Below are 18,104 nucleotides of genomic sequence, written 5' to 3'. Positions count from 1 at the left end.
GAATAAAACTCTGGCGGGCTTCCAACACTGAAGTACTTGTGCTGATGGGGAGTGCAGAGCAATCCCCCGTCAATGCCCTTATAGTTGCGCGACTGCCCATGACGCCTTGCTCGTCGAGCCCGGGCCTTCCAACAAGATCGAGGTTCTCCATGCCGCTTGCCACGCTCATCCGCCGGTCCAGTCTGCCTTGTCCCGAGGTGAGCGTGGATCAGGCGCTGCAATTGCTCGCGCAGCATTACGGCTTGAGCGGCACGCTGAAAGCGCTGGGCAGCCAACAGGATCGCAACTTTCTGCTTGAAACCGACACGCGGCGTTATGTGCTGAAAATCTGCCACGGGGCCTATTCGAGCACTGAACTGAACGCCCAGCACGCGGCGCTGCAACACCTGAGCAACCACAGCGCCGTTGGCGTGCCCGGCGTGGTTGGCGCCAATGACGGCGGGCAATTGTTATCCATCAGGATCGACGGGCAGGCGGTTCACGTGCGCTTGCTTGAATTCATTGATGGGCAGTCACTGGGGCACGCCGGGCATCTGGGCCATGAGGTGGTGGTCGGGTTGGGCGAACTGTGTGCCCGTGTAGACCTGGCACTGGCAGGCTTCGAGCATCCTGGCCTGGAGCGCATTCTGCAATGGGATCCGCGCCACGCTCATGCGCTGATCAAGCACCTGCTGCCGGTGATCAAGGACGCCGACGCTCGCGCCTGTGTCATCGAGGCTGGTGAACAGGCTCATCGTCGTTTGTTGCCATTGATAGCAGCGCTGCCGATACAGGCGGTGCATCTGGACATCACCGAGCACAACGTGGTCTGGCTGCGTGATGCACAGCGCCAATGGCAATTGCAGGGGTTGATCGACTTCGGCGATCTGGTCAGCACCTGGCGAGTGGCCGACCTGTCGGTGACCTGCGCGGCGCTGCTGCACCATGCCGACGGCGACCCGCTGTACATCCTGCCAGCCATTCGCGCCTACCACGCCCTCAATCCGCTGAAGACCGAAGAATTGCAGGCGCTCTGGCCGCTGATTGTCGCTCGATCCGCAGTGCTGGTACTCAGCGGCGAACAGCAGGCCAGCATCGAGCCGGACAACGCGTACATCCAGGCCAACCTTGCCGGGGAATGGAACATCTTCGACGTCGCCACTTCGGTGCCGATGGCGCTGATGGAAGCGGCGATTCTGCAGGCCGTGGGTGTGGAATTTCCGCCTGCCGGACAGCCCGCTTACCAGCCGATGCTGCCCGCTCTACAAGGGCTCAAGCCGACAGTGGTGGATTTGGGTGTGCTCAGTGAGCACTTTGTGGCAGGCAACTGGGAGCAAAGTGGCATTGATGAATACCTGCTCTCCCAGGCTGCGGGTGACGATGGCCTGGCGGCCAGCCGCTTTGGGGAATACCGGTTGTCGCGCACCTTGCCTTACAGCGCTAAGGAGCCCGAAACTTTCGCCCTGCACGTTGAATTGCATGTGCCCGCCGAAACGGCGCTGCATGCACCGTTCAACGGCACTCTGCGGTTGACCGCGGATGCTGCATTGCTGCTGGTCGGCGAGGGCATAAGTTTGAAGCTGTGGGGCGTGCTGCCGGATGCTTCACTGGCTGATCAAGTGTCAGCAGGCGCGCTGATCGGGCAGGGCGGTGGTTCGCTGTTGCTGCAACTGTGCACCACGGCAGACCTCAGCCCGCCGCTGTTCACCACACCTGCCTGGGCGGCAGCCTGGCGCACCGTGTGCCCGTCGCCGTCGACCTTGCTCGGTTTTGATTGTGACGCTCCAGCGCTCGCAGACGCCGCGCAATTGCTGGCGCGGCGTGATGCCAGCTTCGCCCGATTGCAAAAACACTACTATCAGGCTCCGCCGCAGATCGAGCGTGGCTGGCGCAATCACCTGATCGACATGCAGGGCCGTTCCTATCTGGACATGCTCAATAACGTCGCGGTCCTCGGCCACGGCCACCCGCGCATGGCCCATGAAGCGGCTCGTCAGTGGTCGCTGCTCAACACCAACTCGCGCTTTCACTACGCGGCAATTGCCGAGTTCTCCGAGCGCTTGCTCGAGCTTGCACCCGAGGGCATGGACCGCGTGTTTCTGGTCAACAGCGGCACCGAGGCCAACGATCTGGCAATCAGGCTGGCCTGGGCCTATAGCGGCGGACGCGACATGCTGAGTGTGCTGGAGGCATATCACGGCTGGTCGGTGGCGACCGACGCCATTTCCACCTCGATTGCCGACAACCCGCAGGCACTCAGCACCCGCCCGGACTGGGTGCATCCGGTCACCGCACCCAATACCTATCGCGGGCCGTTTCGTGGCGCTGACAGTGCGCCGGAGTATGTGCGCAGTATCGATCAGGTACTCGTCACGCTGGCAAAGCAGCAACAGCAGGTGGCGGGCTTCATCTGCGAGCCGGTGTATGGCAATGCGGGCGGGATTTCCTTGCCTGCCGGCTATCTGCAACAGGTGTATCAGAAGATTCGCACTGCGGGTGGTGTATGCATTGCCGATGAGGTGCAGGTGGGTTATGGCCGTCTGGGTCATTACTTTTGGGGCTTCGAAGAGCAGGGCGTGGTGCCGGATATCATCAGCATGGCCAAGGGCATGGGCAACGGCCATCCGTTGGGCGCGGTCATCACCCGTCGTGAGATCGCCGAGGCGCTGGAGGCCGAGGGCTATTTCTTCTCCTCATCCGGTGGCAGCCCGGTCAGTTGCCGGATCGGCATGGCAGTGCTGGACGTCATGGAGGAAGAAAGGCTCTGGGACAATGCCCGGCTCGTGGGCGATCACTTCAAGGCGCGCCTGCAGGCTCTGGCCGATAAACATCCGCTGGTAGGCGCGGTGCATGGCATGGGTTTTTATCTGGGCATGGAGTTGGTCCGCGACCGCCAGACCCTGGAACCTGCCACAGAAGAAACCGCGCAGCTTTGCGAGCGCCTGCGTGAACTGGGCATCTTCATGCAGCCGACTGGCGACCACTTGAACATCCTCAAAATCAAACCCCCAATGTGCACCACCCGGCAAAGCGTGGATTTTTTCGTCGATAACGTATCGAAGGTGCTCCACGAACTGGAATAGAGGACGCAGAGCGTCCAGAACGGCATACCCACGCGGAGCATGGGCACGATAGGTGGCGCCTGGGCACCCATCGTTCCGCACGCACCAGTGGGGGAATGGCCACAATAGGTGGCGCCTGGGCCCCCATCGTTCCGCACGCACCAGTGGGGGAATGGCCACAATAGGTGGCGCCTGGGCCCCCATCGTTCCGCACGCACCAGTGGGGGAATGGGCACGATAGGTGGCGCCTGGGGGCCCATCGTTCCGCACGCACCAGCGGGGGAATGGCCACGATAGGTGGTGCCCGGACACCCATCGTTCCGCACGCACCAGCGAGGGAATGGGTACGATAGGTGGTGCCCGGGGGCCCATCGTTCCGCACGCTCCAGCGTGGGAATGCCGTTCGTGACGCTCCGCGTCACACCCAGCTTGGGGAATGGGCACTGTGATGGATTTTAAGTCGATTAATATCGGCAAAAATAACAAAATATAGTGAGTGTAACAAAATTTTAGCTTTTAATGCCGATTTATATCCGCTATAAAGGCGTTCATAATCGTCATCGCCTGTCTGCTATGGTGATAAGTCCTTGCATCCGCCCCTGGAGATATTTTCATGAGCCGTATCGTTTCTGTCGCTGCTACCCAGATGGCCTGTTCCTGGGATCTGGAAGCCAACATCGAGACCGCTGAAAAGCTGGTGCGTGAAGCTGCCGCCAAGGGCGCACAGATCATCCTGATTCAGGAGCTGTTTGAAACCCCGTACTTCTGCCAGAAGCCGAACCCGGACTATCTGCAGTTGGCGACTACTATCGAATCCAACGTCGCAATCAAGCATTTCCAGAAGCTCGCCAAAGAGCTGCAAGTTGTACTGCCGATCAGCTTCTTCGAGCTGGCAGGGCGTGCACGTTTCAATACCATTGCGATCATCGACGCAGACGGTACCAACCTGGGCATCTACCGCAAGAGCCACATCCCGGACGGCCCCGGCTACCACGAAAAGTACTACTTCAACCCGGGCGACACCGGCTTCAAGGTCTGGCAGACCCGCTACGCGAAAATCGGCGTTGGCATCTGCTGGGACCAGTGGTTCCCGGAGTGCGCACGCAGCATGGCGTTGCAGGGCGCAGAAATTCTGTTCTACCCGACCGCCATCGGCAGTGAGCCACACGACAAAACCATCAGTTCGCGCGATCATTGGCAGCGCGTGCAGCAAGGCCATGCCGGCGCGAACCTGATGCCGCTGATCGCCAGCAACCGTATCGGCAACGAAGAGCAGGATGGCTACGACATCACCTTCTACGGCTCGTCGTTCATTGCCAACCAGTTCGGTGAGAAAGTCGCCGAGCTCAACGAAACCGAAGAAGGCGTGCTGGTTCATAGCTTCGACCTGGACGAGCTGGAGCACATCCGTAGCGCGTGGGGTACGTTCCGTGATCGCCGCCCTAACCTGTACGGCGCGGTGAAGACCCTCGACGGTTCGCTGGAGTCCTGATCGCCATGACCACGCTCAATAGCACGCCACGCGCCGACGGTTTCCACATGCCGGCCGAATGGGCACCGCAAACCCAGGTCTGGATGGTCTGGCCCGAGCGCCCGGACAACTGGCGCCTGGGCGGCAAGCCCGCCCAGGCCGCCCACGTTGCGATCGCCAAGGCCATCGCCCGCTTTGAGCCGGTTACCGTGGCCGTGTCTGCCGCGCAGTACGACAACGCTCGTGCGCGGTTGGACATGCCGAACATCCGGGTTGTGGAAATGAGCAGCAACGACGCCTGGGTGCGCGATAGCGGCCCGACGTTCGTCATCAACGACCGTGGCGAAGTGCGCGGTGTGAACTGGGAATTCAATGCCTGGGGGGGCTTCGACGGCGGGTTGTATGCGCCGTGGAACCTGGACTCTCAGCTGGGCAGCAAGGTACTGGAAATCGAGCGCTGCCCGCGTTACGTCACCGAAGGCTTCGTGCTGGAAGGCGGCTCGATTCACGTCGACGGCGAAGGCACGCTGATTACCACCGAAGAGTGCCTGCTCAATCGCAACCGCAACCCGCACCTCACCCGCGAACAGATCGAAGCAATCCTCGGTGATTATCTGGCTGTGGATAAAGTTGTCTGGCTGCCAGATGGCCTGTTCAACGATGAAACCGATGGGCATGTGGATAACTTCTGTTGCTACATTCGTCCGGGTGAGGTGTTACTGGCCTGGACCGATGATCCCGAAGACCCCAACTATTCACGTTGCCATGCGGCGCTGGGTATTTTGGAAAACACACTGGATGCAAAAGGGCGCGCGTTTATCGTTCATAAAATGCCGATTCCCGGACCATTGTTCGCCACAGAAGAAGAATGTGCAGGCGTCGATCAGGTGCACGGCAGTCAGGAACGCAACCCTTCAGTGCGTTTGGCCGGGTCCTATGTGAACTTCCTGATCGTCAATGGCGGCATCATTGCGCCGAGTTTCGACGATCCGATGGACGAAAAGGCCCGTGAGCTCCTGCAAACACTGTTTCCAGAGCACGAAGTGGTGATGGCACCTGGCCGCGAATTACTGCTCGGTGGCGGCAATATTCACTGCCTGACGCAGCAGCAACCGGCCCCTCACAAGGCCTAGTTAGAAATAACTAGTAACATCGGATGGGCGCAACTGGTCCCGTTCTTGCTGTATCAAGCCCATCACCCGATGGGCTTTTTGTTTTTACCTGTCGAGTAACATCCTGTAACAGATGCGCAGAGCGCTACCCCTGAAGCAGGTTGGTAAACCTTCGTTTTCTTAGCTTGACTGTCATATGGCGTGAGTAGATTTAGCCCCTCATGAAATCAAGAGGTTTTCGTTATGAACGCAGGTATGAACCAGCAGCGTGCTCGTGGTTTTTCTGCTTCTCTCAGTAACGAGGCCCGCCAGCTAGTGGCGGATTGGTTAAGGACGACCAGGCCCGCGAAATCCAGACCGGATGTTCGCGCAATGTTGTTACAGCGTTACCCGGCAGGCCTGTTCAACGAGGCCGAGCTCGAAGCGTTGCTCCGCGTGTTGACCGAGCGTGTTGATTGCTCCGGCAAACTTGGCTGAGCCGCTCTAGGCCGGCCATCTGCGTGTTTGACACCCCCATGCGTCGGGACTAGGATTCGCGTCCCACCGTCTGCGGCTCAATCCTGTACGTGCATCAGCAGTCCACTGCGATGAATTCGTGTCGCCTTCTATACTGCTTGTTCAGAGGCTGGAGGCCCCGATAGCCATTGGCGGTCGCTGCAGCGCGTGTCAATTCGCAGAAAAGGAAGACAAGATGCTTAACAAACGTATGGGCATGCTCGCTTTGGGCATCATCAGCGCCAGTCAGGCCATGGCCGAAGGGCAGGCAGACTCGAAGGGTTTCGTCGAAGACAGCAGGCTGATCGTCAACCTGCGTAACGCCTACATCAATCGCGACTACAAGAACGACCGTGAAGACAAGTCCGAATGGGGCCAGGCTTTCATGGGCAACTTCGCGTCCGGTTTCACTCAGGGCACTGTGGGCGTCGGCGTTGATGCCTTTGCCCTGTACGGCATCCGTCTGGATGGCGGCAAGGGTCGCAGCGGCAATGGCGGCATCGACTTTTTCAAGCAAGGTGACAGCGGCGCTGCTGCCGATGACCTGTCCCGTGCAGGTGCGGCGGTAAAGGCCCGTATCTCCAATACCGTCATCAAGTACGGCGACCAGATGCCTCAGTTGCCAGTGCTCAGTTACGACAATTCCCGTCTGCTGCCGGAAAGCTACACCGGCACCATGATCACCTCCAAAGAGATCGACGGGCTTGAAGTGGTTGCCGGACGTTTCACCCAGGAGGCGCGTAAAAGTGCTGAGGGTCGCGACAGCGGTGATCTGAAAAGCATCAACGTCTACGGTGCCAGCTACAAGTTCACAGATGCATTCAGTGCAGCTTTCTACGCCTCCGACAACGAAGACGTGCTCAAGAAGCAGTACGTCAACCTGAACTACGTCTTTGCTCTGCCGCAAGATCAGTCGCTGACCTTCGACTTCAACGGCTACAAGACCAAGCTGGACAAGGACTTCACCACCAGCGATGCGCGTGACAACAAAATCTGGAGCCTGGCCGCGACCTGGGCTGTGGGCATCCACTCCTTCACCCTCGCACACCAGCGCAGCACCGGCGACATGGGCTACGCCTACGGTGGCTATCGCAATGATGGCGGCTTTGGTGATGGCGGCAACACCATCTACCTCGCCAACTCCTACTGGTCCGACTTCAACGGCAAGGACGAGCGCTCCTGGCAGGCTGCCTACGGCGTCGACCTGTCCGGCCTGGTCATGCCCGGTCTGAGCTACAAAGCGGCTTATGTACGCGGCGACAATATCGACGACGGCACGCCTGGAAGCGGCGATGGCACCGAACGCGAGATCTTCAGTCAGCTGACCTACGTGGTTCAGAGCGGCCCGGCCAAGGACCTCTCGATCCGCCTGCGCAACTCGTTCCTGCGTGTCTCGGATGATGCGTTGGCGTACAACAGCGAAGGCAACGAGACGCGTATCTTCGTCGACTACCCGATCAACGTTTTTTGATGTGAGGGAGGCGGCCTGGCAAAAAAGGCCGCCTCAATCCGCAATCAACTGCACAAACACCGCGAAGCCGCCGAGGAATATCCAGAAAAAGCTGAACAGCCAAGGGCTGCGCTTGGAGAACAGCAAGGACTTTTTCGGCCCTGTTTCGCTGGATTCCCAGTCGCTGAACAGCGGTGAGTCGTCATAGGTCAGCCCGATGACGGGCTCGCTGAGCAGCAACTGAGACTGTTTGTGATGCCAGTGTTGAATGATGTCGCAAGCCGCCCGAATACCCGGCCAGGCGAACAGCGTGCTGAGCAGCCCCAGCAAGGCCAGCATCGGCGGCACCACCAGCGTGAACATCGCGCCCCATTCAGTGTTCATGTTCGCCATGGACGACGCGTAAGCAATCACCAGAAACGACTGTGCTGATAAATAGGCGTTGGTGCGGTTGGACAGATTGGTGGTTTCGTAATGAATTTCGCGTCGATAGAAATCCAGCCGTTCCTTGGGCGAGCCAAACAATTTGACCTGCTGCTCATCCACCACGCTTTGGGGTGTCTGATCCGTAATGATTCTGGGCACTGGCGTTACCGATTTGTAAAAGATGCTGGATAGACTCCCTTGTGCATCAAGCAGTTCGACTTAATCCCCGGCATACGGGACCGTTCATCCTGTGAGCACTGTTCAACGGAGAGGGACATAGTCATGACTAACACCCCCACGCTGTTACACAGACCGCCTACTGCTGACGCCCCTGAAGCTAGAGGATGCGCCAGCTGTCCAGCAGCGTTTCCCGCTATGGGAAATCGTGCAGTACCTGAACAACCGCGTTCCTTGGCCTTACCCTGAGGACGGTGCGCTGCACTACATTCAGGATGTTGCGCTGCCAGCCATTGCGCTTGGCACCGAGTGGCACTGGATGATCCGTCTGCACAGCGCGCCCCGGGAGATCATCGGCAGCATTACCCTCATGACCCACCGCGGCAACAACCGCGGCTTCTGGCTACACCCGGACTGGCAAGGTAACGGCTACATGAAAGAGGCCTGCCGTGTGGTCAATCGACAGTGGTTCGAAGTAATGGGTATGCCCGTGATGCAGGTACCCAAAGCCGCCCCGAATGAAGCCTCGCGGCGTATTTCGATCAACGAAGGCATGCGCATAGTGAGCACGCACGAGGGTGAGTTCGTCAGCGGGCGGTTCGAAGTGGAAGTCTGGGAGATGACGCGGGAGGAGTGGTCGGCGCGGGGGCTGTAAACAGTCACTTCGAACATCTGACGTAGAGGCCGACCGGGCACTAATCTGTTGCCCAAAACCATGAGCCCAGTGATATTCCCGATAAACAGAGGGCGACCCGAATGCCGTTGACCCGCAAGACCGAGCCCGACATTACCCTGGTAATGGTCCAACCCGAAGACTTCGAAACCTTGGTGGCCATACGTATCGAAGCCATGCGCGAAAGCCTCGAGCGCGTTGGTCGGTTCGACCCGGTGCGCGCCCGAGAGCGTTTTCGTGAAGGGTTTTCTGCGCCATGCACACACTACATCCAGGTAGACGGCAGTAAGGTCGGCTTTATGGTCGTGAAACCGACCAGCGATGGCCTGTTGCTGGATCACCTATACATCAAGCCCGCCTTTCAAGGGCAGGGCATTGGTTCTGCAGTGCTTCGGCAGGTGTTCGCGCAAGCAGACGCAACCGCCTCGACAGTACGGGTAGGCGCCTTGAAAGACAGCGACTCAAACCGCTTCTACATCCGCCACGGTTTTCAGCTCGTTGAGAGCGGCGAGTTCGACAACTACTACCTCCGCCCGCAACGTCTGCCGATGTGCTGACGGGTTGGAATATTAATCCGCAGTTGTCACGTTTTTGGCTGTACGCGCAGCTCGAGCTGATCAGCGAGAGCGTAGGGATCTAAATGATCTTTACAGCTGCTTGCAAAAATGGCCACTTTGCCTCACTGTAAATACAAATGTCATTACACTGGAGGATGCCCACATGGCGTCTATCAACGTTCGTATCGACGACGATCTCAAAGCGCGTGCTTACCTCGAGCTGGAAAAGCTTGGCGTCACCCCCTCGGAGTTGCTGCGCCAAACCCTGCAGTACGTAGCTGAGCGTGGTCAGCTACCCTTCAAGACGGTTCTGATGACAGAGGAAGACGAAGCGCTGTTGGCAACTGTGCGCGAGCGCCTTGCAGCTCCGCAGCGGGTCAAGGTTTCACTGGATGACCTATAACCTCGAATTCGATGCGCGGGCTCTAAAGGAATGGCACAAATTAGGAGATACCGTGCGTCAGCAGCTCAAGAAAAAGCTGGCTACGATTCTGGTTGCTCCGCGTGTTGAAGCCAATCGTCTGCATGCATTGCCTGACTGCTACAAAATCAAACTGCGCAGTAGCGGCTATCGGCTGGTTTATCAGGTTATTGACCAAGAGGTTGTGGTCTTCGTGGTTGCGGTAGACAAGCGTGAACGGGAAGAGGTTTATCGCAAGGCGACGGACCGGCTGGGTAGGTAAATCAGGGCCGCGTTATTGCGTCCTGACTGAGCATGCCGCCTGTCGCTGGATAGTCCCTACATCATTTTGATGCTTCGCCAGTTGCAACCGAATCAAGATTCCGCACCGACGCCTTGAAGAAAGCGACTCCAACCGCTTCTACATCGGCACGGTTTTCAGCTCGTTGAGAGCGGCGAGTTGGATAACTACTATGTCCGCCCGCAACGGCTGACGAGTCGCTGACTGGTGTTGATCAACCCTCCGTGGCGGCCTTTTTGGCCGCACGTGCAGCGAGCATCGCCGCTTCCGTTTCCTGGGTGTGCAGCTCACCTTTGTACGCCAGTTGATTGAAGAACATGCCGTCGATCTGATCTTTCGATGGCGTCGACGTCTTGGGAATAAACAACGCGCCCAGATCCAGCGAGCTGGCGAAGTTCTCCTTGGTCAGGTTGTACCGTCCCAGATAACTGCCGCTCCACGGTGAATCGGCATCGACCATATCGATAGCCGTCTCCCGGTAGGTGGCGGCTGCAGCTTTCAGCCCACTGGACGCATTCAGCAGCGTGTTTAATTGCTGAGTGTCCGCATCGCTCAACTCACCGGAACTGTTGGTCGCCTTCAGATTGCCGTTTGCCTCAATCGTGAAGCCAAACTTCTTGCTGGCCAGATCCGGATAGACAGACGCCAGCGTCGACTTGAACGCTTCATACGAAGTCTTCAACGCCTCTGTAGAGTTACTGTGCTGCGCCGCCTTCTGCGGGAAGTCAGGCGACTGCGAACGGCCTATCCAGGTATCGACTGCTTCCATCGGCTCAGTGGTTGCAGGCACTTCGGTACTCGGGTGGTAAACAACGGCAGGCGTGTTGGCGGCAGCGTTCTTCAGCGCTTCTTTCTGCGCATCGGTGAGCGGCTGCGGCGTGAGCGTGATGCCTGAATTGGGCAGGGTGATGGTTGGAGAGGTGTTGTTGCCGGGGGGTAGTGAGATAACCATTTCATCGATCCATGATTGCGGGGTGTAAGGAGGGTATCGACGGAGTGGGGGGGAGCTTGAGGGGTATGGCTGGGGTAATGTGTTCAGGTTGTTACAGTGAGCTTTGCCTCGTTAGGGAATCTCCGAACAAGTCCCGGTTATGCGAAAATCGCCTGACCACCTGATCCGAGCCTCCCATGAGCCAGATGAGCTTTTCCGATTTCGAATATGCCAGCAAGCGCAAGCAGACACGCCGCGAACGCTTCCTCGCCGAGATGGATCAGGTCGTCCCCTGGACAGGTCTGCTGGGCCTGATCGAACCGTTCTACCCCAAGGCCGGCGGTGGCAGAAAACCTTATCCGCTGGAAACCATGCTGCGCATTCACCTGCTGCAGAACTGGTTCTCCCTGAGTGATCCGGCCATGGAAGAAGCGCTCTACGAAATCACCCCCATGCGCCAGTTTGCACGCCTGACGTTGAGTGCGCCGATACCGGAAGACACCACGATCATGAACTTCCGGCACCTGCTGGAGAAACATCAACTGGCTCCTGCAATCCTCGCGGTCATCAACGGTTATTTGCAGGAAAAAGGCCTGTCGCTGCGCCAGGGCACCATCGTCGATGCCACCATTATTCATGCCCCAAGCTCGACCAAGAACAAAGACGGCGAGCGTGATCCCGAGATGCATCAGACAAAGAAGGGTAACCAGTATTTCTTCGGTATGAAGGCCCACATCGGCGCTGACGTTGAGTCTGGACTGGTTCATCACGTCCATGGCACTGCGGCCAATGTGGCCGATGTCACTCAAGTCGCCGAACTGCTCCACGGGGAAGAAAACGCGGTCTATGCGGACGCTGGCTACACCGGTGTCGAGAAGCGTGAAGAGCACGAAAATCGTAACGTGATCTGGCAAATCGCGGCGCGGCGCAGCACGTATTCCAAGCTGAACAAACGCAGCCTGTTGTACAAAGCCAAGCGCAAGATCGAGTACTGCAAAGCGCAGACACGCGCCAAGGTCGAGCATCCGTTTCGGGTCATCAAGCGCCAGTTTGGTTACGTGAAAGTACGCTTTCGTGGGCTGATGAAAAACACGGCCCAACTGACCACGCTGTTCGCCCTGTCGAACCTGTGGATGGCTCGAAAGCGACTAATGGGTTTGGGTGAGTTGCGCGCTTAACACGGAAAACCGAGCGAAAAACGCGCTCGACTCACACTGCATCAGACCGTTTTCAGAAAAATAGCGCTATGTGCCTGGCAAATTACGGCTTGCCACCGCTGCGCGGCAAGTTGATCGGAGCATCCTTAGCTTTTCTTTCCCGATAGCCCTTAATGGATCGTGACCTGCTCAAGGCCATGCTTACAGGAAACCTCCGTCACGCTGAAAGGAGGTTTGAATTATGTGGATTGCTGCAACCTGACATCATCACCGGGAGTATGCACTTTTCGTAAGGCGCTTGGGATTTGGCAGGCATGCCACGCGGATCACATAGGCAAGATCAACGGCTCTTTATCTTGTAGCCATCAATCGGAATATCTTCTGTGCGCTCATATAGTGGGGCATCGCTGAATGTGGCTTGTTCAAATGCTTGTGTATCCCAACGTCTCGCTTTCAAGGCTAAATACAACATGCCCACTCTCAGCGGTATGTTTCCGCGTCTGTCTTTGGCGCGTCTGAAGGAAAAGAAGTTGAAACCTTCTTCCAAAAAGTACCGATAAGGGTCGTAATCGTTAAGATCGATAGAGAACCTTTCGAAGAACTCGACCATCAGATCATTTGAATCGTCGCCATCTACACCCATGTCCCTCGCGACATCGGTCGCCAAGCTGAAGCTTTCAAATGCCTTCCTTCCAAAGCCTGCGGTATCGTGGATACAGACGACGATGCTATCCATTATTTTGTAATCAAGGGGTTCGTGCATGGCTAAAAAACCTGATCTTCGCTGCTCACAACGGAGTTATAAGTGACCACTGTCTTGTAGGCTATCAGCCCTGGCTCCGCCGCCGTATACGCCCAGCCCGCAGAGTGGGCAATAATCTTGTAATGCATCTCAGATTGTCACCTCAATTGGACTCACTGAGCGCCCACTGTACATCGACGAGGGATACCCATGCAGTTGACCAATGAAACCATGGCCAAACACACTGCTCGATCAGCTCTTGGGGAATCGAGGGCAACTCTCTCGCTGTTGCATTGGCGGACTTCTTTTTGGTCGGCATACATGCACCTCTAGCTACATGTTATGCCCGAACACAAAATTTCTGACAGTCTCCCGGGGTGCTCGCAATATTTTTTAGGGGCTTCACATTTATCTACCATCGGTGTGGAACCGACCTGCCCCCGATGACCACTCAGCGGTCGCTATAACTACTGAATTGAAGAGGGTATGTACAAATGGGAAATATATGTGTCGGCGGATCCAGCATGGCCCATCAGGTAAACTCCCCAGATCGGGCCAGTAACAACTCGAACGACGATAATAATGATGTGTCATCAGGTCAGCTGCTCAACGTCAGGCACGCTTTGGCAGATGCTGCCGGGTTAACTAGAGAGCAGCATGCCTTTATCAGTAACGATTCACCTGCAAGCCTTAGGAGTCGACACAACGCTCTTTATAGTCAAACGCAGCATACGTTTCATATGGCGGATATGCAGCATAGATATATGACAGGAGAGTCAGGAGTAAACCCGGGAATGCGGCCGCATCAAAATGTTAGTGAAATGCGTAGTGCTATAAGTGATTGGAATGATATGCGCGAAGCAATTCAGCATGCAATGGAGATTCACGCTGACATGCCTGAGTCTCCAGACCGTTATGCCGCAACTATGAACCCAAGCGGATCTATGCGAATGTCGACCCTGAGCCCTTACAGGAACTGGTAACAGCGTCAGGCCGTGCGTGACTTCATTCTAGTTTGCGTACGGCCTGTGTGATAGCTAAGCAATTTTAAGCTGAAAATACATCATATTTGTTAATAGTGTTTTGTTTGCTTTGCTGCAAGATTTTGCGTGCCTTAAGCTCTGTACGTTTGGTCGCCTGTTTGTAAGTGGACAGGCAACGCTAACTGTGCTGGTATGCTTCTGCAATTTCTTATGGATACTTGCAACCTCTGTGCTGGCCGTAAGCACAGTTGTTGATGTAATAAACCCCATGCAGTAAAAAATTGTGGGCCATAGTTTTCAGTGTGACGTCCAGCAAGTCCGGGAGTCACTTCTTTTTCTTTGGCATACGCAGTCTGATTCACGCAGACAATTTAGGGGCTGTCTAAATGCTCTGAATGAGTATGCTGTACTACCACATTTCCCTGTATAGCTTCGTTCTCATCCCGCTCTATTCGCTCCAATGCTACTTTTTTGCGTTTCATTGGAATGACCACGATCTGCATTAGGACACGTTGCTCTATTTAGGCAAGTCTAATTGTGCTTCGATCGGATACGTAAGTACGCCGTCCGCTAGTTCTAGCATGCAACAGTATTCCTCCTATCTCACTATCTTAGAGGCGTGCAATGGACCGATCGCTCACCCGCCACGTCCGACCGCTGTGGTTTACGTCAGTCCGTTGTCGAAAGTAAACTCCGAGCATGTTGAAAGCTTCCTGTGAGGACAGCAAGCCAGCTACTAACTGAGCTTGCGGAAAAAACCGTCCTACTAAGGCGGTTTTTTTTTGCCCCCCAGAAAGTCATGGACTGGTCAGGTAGGCCGGTTTCCGGCCACATCAGCGCCGATCAGAAAAAATCCGTCGCAACAAAAATCTGACCGAAAAAGCACTTATCCCCCTCCCGCCGACGGGCTTTACGTCCGTTTTTTGTGCAAACCCGGATGCGATGAAAGCAGCACTCCAGCCCAGGCCGGCTGTGGGGTCGCGCAGCGGAGCGGCAATTGCACAACGTGCAATGTTATGCAGAAAAATGTCATTGCTTGGCACAACGAGCTACAGGACTGCCCCGGAGGGGCAAATCCTTGAAGGCCCGGCCAGCCTGGGCCAAAAATTGGAAAACCGGGGAAAGGGGCAGTTTTCTAAATCGACACTAGTCCCAAAACTGTGCATCAGGGCCACGGTGGCTGGATTAGATCCGACCTCTACAGGGCAAGCGGGCCAGCGGCTGTAGCCGTATCAACAACGTTTCCCACGTTGCATTCGATTGCATATGTGCTGCGAAGGTGTGGCTGATCTGCGTTGCGAGCTATTCGGGCGAACTCAGCTTCTACCATCGGTATCAGCAACTGACTTAAGGCACTGTGCAGCGCCTCGGCTTGCTTCTGATCGAGTCGTTTAACGGTGCCAGTCACACCGCTCGCACAGCAAACCCTCTCTGGAGCGATGCGGAGCATGTCCAATACACCATCTATGTAACCGCGCAGATATTCGGCACGGTTGAACAGAACCAAGCTCGCGGGTCCCTCCTGGTAATCCCAATGGACCTCCCACTTGATCATCTCAATCTGCGAATTCCACGTCATCCGGACACTCAGCCCACCAACATCCGGACACTCGTTCCACGCTTATCCGGACAGGCAGTCGGAGCGCAGCGACGCAGGTTTGCATTGTTAGTCTGAAGCCCCTGCCGTCAATTTCGTTGCGCGCCTGCGCATCGATTCACCCTTCAGTTCAATTCGATAAGCGTTATGCACCAGCCGGTCGAGGATCGCATCGCCCAAGGTCGGATCGCCGATCAACGCATGCCATTTGTCCACTGGCATTTGGCTGGTCACCAGCGTCGAGCGGTTGCCGTAGCGGTCGTCCAGCAGCTCAAGCATGTCGCGCCGTTGCGCGGCGGTAAACGGTGCCAGGCCCCAGTCGTCCAGGATCAGCAGGTCAGTCTTGGCGTAGCCGGCCATCAATTTGGCGAAGCGGCCATCGCCGTGGGCCAGGCCTAGTTCTTCCATCAAGCGCGGCAGACGCAGATAGCGCACGCTGTAACCGTCGCGGCAGGCTTTGTGAGCCAGCGCGCAGGCAAGCCAGGTTTTACCTACGCCCGTCGGCCCGCCGATGATCAGGTTCAGGCCATCGCGCAGCCATTGGCCGCTGCCCAGTTGCAGGATCAAGGCCTTATCCAGGCCACGCGGGCTGCGGTAGTCGATGTCTTCCAGGCAGGCGTTGTGGCGCAACCGCGCGGCTTTGAGGCGGGTGGTCAGGCGGGCGTCTTCGCGCTCGGTCAGCTCGCGATCGACCATCAGACCGAAGCGTTCGTCGAAGCTCAGATCATTGATATCAGGCGTTGCGTGTTGTTCGCCCAGCGACTTGATCATGCCGTGCAGGCGCAAGGTTTGTAGCTTGTCGAGCGTTGGATTCGGTAGCATTTCGAAGCTCCTTTCTCAGGTCAGTGGTAGTAGCCCGGGCCACGCAGGTTGATGTGCTCGTCAGGCAGCAGCGGCAGGTTTTGCTGGGCCAGCGGCAGGCGCTCCAGCCCTTGGCGCAGGATCGACTCGAGGCTTTTGTAGCTGCATGCGCCCAGTGCCAGCGCACGCTGGCACGCGGCTTCCAGCCGCGCTTCGCCGTGCTGTTTGCTCAGGCGCAGGATGCCCAGGCAGGCGCGGAAGCCGTGTTGCGGATGGATTCGGCGTTCGAGGATGTAGGTGATGACGCCGGCGGTGTTAGGCCCGGTCTGCTCTGCCCAGCGGATCAGCCGTTGCGGTGTCCATTCGGCGTGCTCGCGGTGGCTCTTGGGCATGTGCTCGGTTTGGGTGGTGTGGCGGCCTTTGTGCTGCGAGCGAAGGTGGCTGGCCACGCGCTGGTTGGCGTGGAAGCACTCGACGGTCTGGGCCGTGAGCCGCACTTCGACTTGGTGCTTCACCAGCTGGTACGGCACCGAGTAAAAGTGGCCATCGACCTCAACGTGATAGTCGATATGGACGCGTACCTTTTTCCATTCGGCATAGACGTACGGGTGTTCCGGCAGCCCTTGCAGGGCCGGTTGGTCGATGGCCTCGAAGGCTGACCGGCGTGAGCCGGGCAGCTTTTTGAAGGGCTTGTGGTTGAGGCGATCCAGCAGTAGCGCGATGGCTGTGTTGAGTTCGCCAAGCGAGAAGAACTGGCGGTTGCGCAGCACCGCCAGGATCCAGCGTTCGACCACTTGCACGCCGACTTCGACCTTGGCTTTGTCCTTGGGCTTGCGCGAGCGAGCAGGCAAGACGGCGACGCCGTAATGCTCGGCCAGATCGCGGTAGCTGGGGTTGATATCCGGCTCGTAACGGTGCGCTTTAGTCACGCCACTGCGCAGATTATCGGGCACCAGGATCTGCGTTGTGCCGCCGAAAAAAGCAAAGCATCGGACGTGCGAGCCCAGCCAGTCGGGCAGTTTCTGCGACCAGGTGGCCTCGGCAAAGGTGTAGCTGGACGCGCCGAGAACGGCGACGAAGATCTGAGCCTGACGGATCTCGCCGGTTTGTCGGTCGATGACCGGCGCTGTTTGCCCGGCGTAATCGACGAACAGCTTTTCGCCAGCACGATGCTCCTGGCGCATGACCACGTCGACCTTGGCGGTCCAAAGGCGGTAGTGCTCGCAGAACCAGCTGTATTGGAAGCCTTGCGGGTGAGCGAGTCGATATTCCTGCCAGAGCAAGGCCAAAGTGACGCCGGGGCGGCGCAACTCCGCGTGTACCCATGCCCAGTCAGGCATTGGGCGCTGGTCGGTCGGCACTGGCACTGCCGGTGGAAACAGCCGTCGATTCAACTCCGCGTCAGAAATATCGATGGGCCACTGAAGCCCACTGGCGGCGAACCGGCAAAGGTAATCCCCTGCACTCGAATGGCCGATGGATAAGCTGGCGGCGATCTTGCGCACGGACAGGCCAGCGTCGAACTTTAGGCGTAGTACCTCTCGGATTTTATGCATGGATAAACGCTCCACGACGACCTCTTCGCTTCGAAAAAAGAGGTCGATAGTAGTGAATAGTCCTGCGTTGCTGCCTGCCTGAAAGTGTCCGGATGGCCGTGGAATCGGTGTCCAGATGCTTGTGGAATGAGTGTCCGGATCAGCATGGAATCAGTGTCCGGATGTTGGTGGAATGGGTGTCCGGATAGTCGTGGAATCCGCACTCAATCTGTGGAATAGGGGCACGGGTACTGG

The 18,104-nt window shown here is 57.3% G+C and carries 15 protein-coding genes and 2 pseudogenes; 11 read left to right on the top strand and 6 right to left on the bottom strand.

Translation table 11 applies throughout. The features are described from left to right. Positions 1 to 149: 149 nt before the first annotated feature. From AC4ANE_RS26450 to AC4ANE_RS26435, 4 genes are all read left to right on the top strand, one after another. Positions 150 to 3,062 carry an aminotransferase gene (locus AC4ANE_RS26450; protein WP_002551438.1) on the top strand — a complete coding sequence of 971 codons (2,913 nt, stop codon included), beginning with the start codon at positions 150 to 152 and terminating at the stop codon, positions 3,060 to 3,062. A 592-nt stretch (positions 3,063 to 3,654) separates the two neighbouring features. Beyond that, the gene (gene aguB / locus AC4ANE_RS26445; protein WP_004654103.1) at positions 3,655 to 4,533 is read left to right on the top strand and encodes an N-carbamoylputrescine amidase; all 879 of its coding nucleotides are present in this window, start codon (positions 3,655 to 3,657) and stop codon (positions 4,531 to 4,533) included. A 5-nt stretch (positions 4,534 to 4,538) separates the two neighbouring features. After that, positions 4,539 to 5,645 carry an agmatine deiminase gene (gene aguA, locus AC4ANE_RS26440; RefSeq protein WP_002551439.1) on the top strand — a complete coding sequence of 369 codons (1,107 nt, stop codon included), beginning with the start codon at positions 4,539 to 4,541 and terminating at the stop codon, positions 5,643 to 5,645. Positions 5,646 to 6,315: 670 nt separating this feature from the next. Next, positions 6,316 to 7,590, top strand: coding sequence for an OprD family porin (locus AC4ANE_RS26435; RefSeq protein WP_002551441.1), 1,275 nt, complete (start codon positions 6,316 to 6,318; stop codon positions 7,588 to 7,590). 33 nt (positions 7,591 to 7,623) lie between these two features. Here the strand turns inward: AC4ANE_RS26435 and AC4ANE_RS26430 are convergent, their stop codons facing one another. Then, positions 7,624 to 8,118 carry a hypothetical protein gene (locus tag AC4ANE_RS26430; protein WP_004667254.1) on the bottom strand — a complete coding sequence of 165 codons (495 nt, stop codon included), beginning with the start codon at positions 8,116 to 8,118 and terminating at the stop codon, positions 7,624 to 7,626. 159 nt (positions 8,119 to 8,277) lie between these two features. On the opposite strand from AC4ANE_RS26430, the pseudogene AC4ANE_RS26425 reads away from it, so the two are divergent. From AC4ANE_RS26425 to AC4ANE_RS26405, 5 genes and pseudogenes are all read left to right on the top strand, one after another. Next, positions 8,278 to 8,827 (top strand): annotated as a pseudogene (locus tag AC4ANE_RS26425) (GNAT family N-acetyltransferase). A 101-nt stretch (positions 8,828 to 8,928) separates the two neighbouring features. Continuing rightward, complete coding sequence (locus tag AC4ANE_RS26420) at positions 8,929 to 9,402, top strand: GNAT family N-acetyltransferase (protein WP_002551443.1); 474 nt, start codon at positions 8,929 to 8,931, stop codon at positions 9,400 to 9,402. A 163-nt stretch (positions 9,403 to 9,565) separates the two neighbouring features. Beyond that, the gene (locus AC4ANE_RS26415) at positions 9,566 to 9,805 is read left to right on the top strand and encodes a type II toxin-antitoxin system RelB/DinJ family antitoxin (RefSeq protein ID WP_002551444.1); all 240 of its coding nucleotides are present in this window, start codon (positions 9,566 to 9,568) and stop codon (positions 9,803 to 9,805) included. Continuing rightward, positions 9,795 to 10,085 (top strand): type II toxin-antitoxin system RelE family toxin, encoded by a 291-nt coding sequence (locus tag AC4ANE_RS26410; protein ID WP_002551445.1) that lies wholly within the window; start codon positions 9,795 to 9,797, stop codon positions 10,083 to 10,085. Before AC4ANE_RS26415 ends, AC4ANE_RS26410 begins: the two co-directional genes overlap by 11 nt. 112 nt (positions 10,086 to 10,197) lie before the next feature. Continuing rightward, positions 10,198 to 10,307 (top strand): annotated as a pseudogene (locus AC4ANE_RS26405) (GNAT family N-acetyltransferase); the annotation flags it as partial. A gap of 10 nt (positions 10,308 to 10,317) precedes the next feature. Here the strand turns inward: AC4ANE_RS26405 and AC4ANE_RS26400 are convergent. Continuing rightward, a complete protein-coding gene (locus AC4ANE_RS26400) occupies positions 10,318 to 11,055 on the bottom strand; it encodes a hypothetical protein (protein WP_002551446.1) in 738 nt (245 codons plus the stop codon). A gap of 176 nt (positions 11,056 to 11,231) precedes the next feature. Between AC4ANE_RS26400 and AC4ANE_RS26395 the strand changes: the two genes are divergently transcribed. After that, positions 11,232 to 12,212 (top strand): IS5 family transposase, encoded by a 981-nt coding sequence (locus AC4ANE_RS26395; RefSeq protein WP_044424202.1) that lies wholly within the window; start codon positions 11,232 to 11,234, stop codon positions 12,210 to 12,212. Between the two features lie 319 nt (positions 12,213 to 12,531). On the opposite strand, the gene AC4ANE_RS26390 is transcribed toward AC4ANE_RS26395, so the two are convergent. Next, entirely contained in the window at positions 12,532 to 12,954 is a 423-nt protein-coding gene (locus AC4ANE_RS26390) for a DUF1493 family protein (protein WP_005746664.1), read from the bottom strand. Between the two features lie 473 nt (positions 12,955 to 13,427). On the opposite strand from AC4ANE_RS26390, the gene AC4ANE_RS26385 reads away from it, so the two are divergent. Then, complete coding sequence (locus AC4ANE_RS26385; protein ID WP_460408615.1) at positions 13,428 to 13,916, top strand: type III effector; 489 nt, start codon at positions 13,428 to 13,430, stop codon at positions 13,914 to 13,916. A 1,198-nt stretch (positions 13,917 to 15,114) separates the two neighbouring features. Here AC4ANE_RS26385 and AC4ANE_RS26380 read toward each other — a convergent pair. The 3 genes from AC4ANE_RS26380 to istA all read right to left on the bottom strand — a co-directional run bounded on the left by AC4ANE_RS26380 (position 15,115) and on the right by istA (position 17,870). Next, the gene (locus AC4ANE_RS26380; RefSeq protein WP_460408613.1) at positions 15,115 to 15,495 is read right to left on the bottom strand and encodes a hypothetical protein; all 381 of its coding nucleotides are present in this window, start codon (positions 15,493 to 15,495) and stop codon (positions 15,115 to 15,117) included. 87 nt (positions 15,496 to 15,582) lie between these two features. Continuing rightward, positions 15,583 to 16,335: an IS21-like element ISPsy14 family helper ATPase IstB gene (gene istB / locus AC4ANE_RS26375; protein WP_057446131.1), complete on the bottom strand. Its 753-nt coding sequence runs from the start codon at positions 16,333 to 16,335 to the stop codon at positions 15,583 to 15,585. 20 nt (positions 16,336 to 16,355) lie between these two features. Continuing rightward, the gene (istA, locus tag AC4ANE_RS26370; RefSeq protein ID WP_460408612.1) at positions 16,356 to 17,870 is read right to left on the bottom strand and encodes an IS21 family transposase; all 1,515 of its coding nucleotides are present in this window, start codon (positions 17,868 to 17,870) and stop codon (positions 16,356 to 16,358) included. Between the last annotated feature and the right edge of the window lie 234 nt (positions 17,871 to 18,104).

Source organism: Pseudomonas sp. Pme6b (assembly GCF_058129925.1).
The sequence above is the reverse complement of the archived record's forward strand: the minus strand, read 5'-3'. Positions and strand labels throughout refer to the sequence as shown.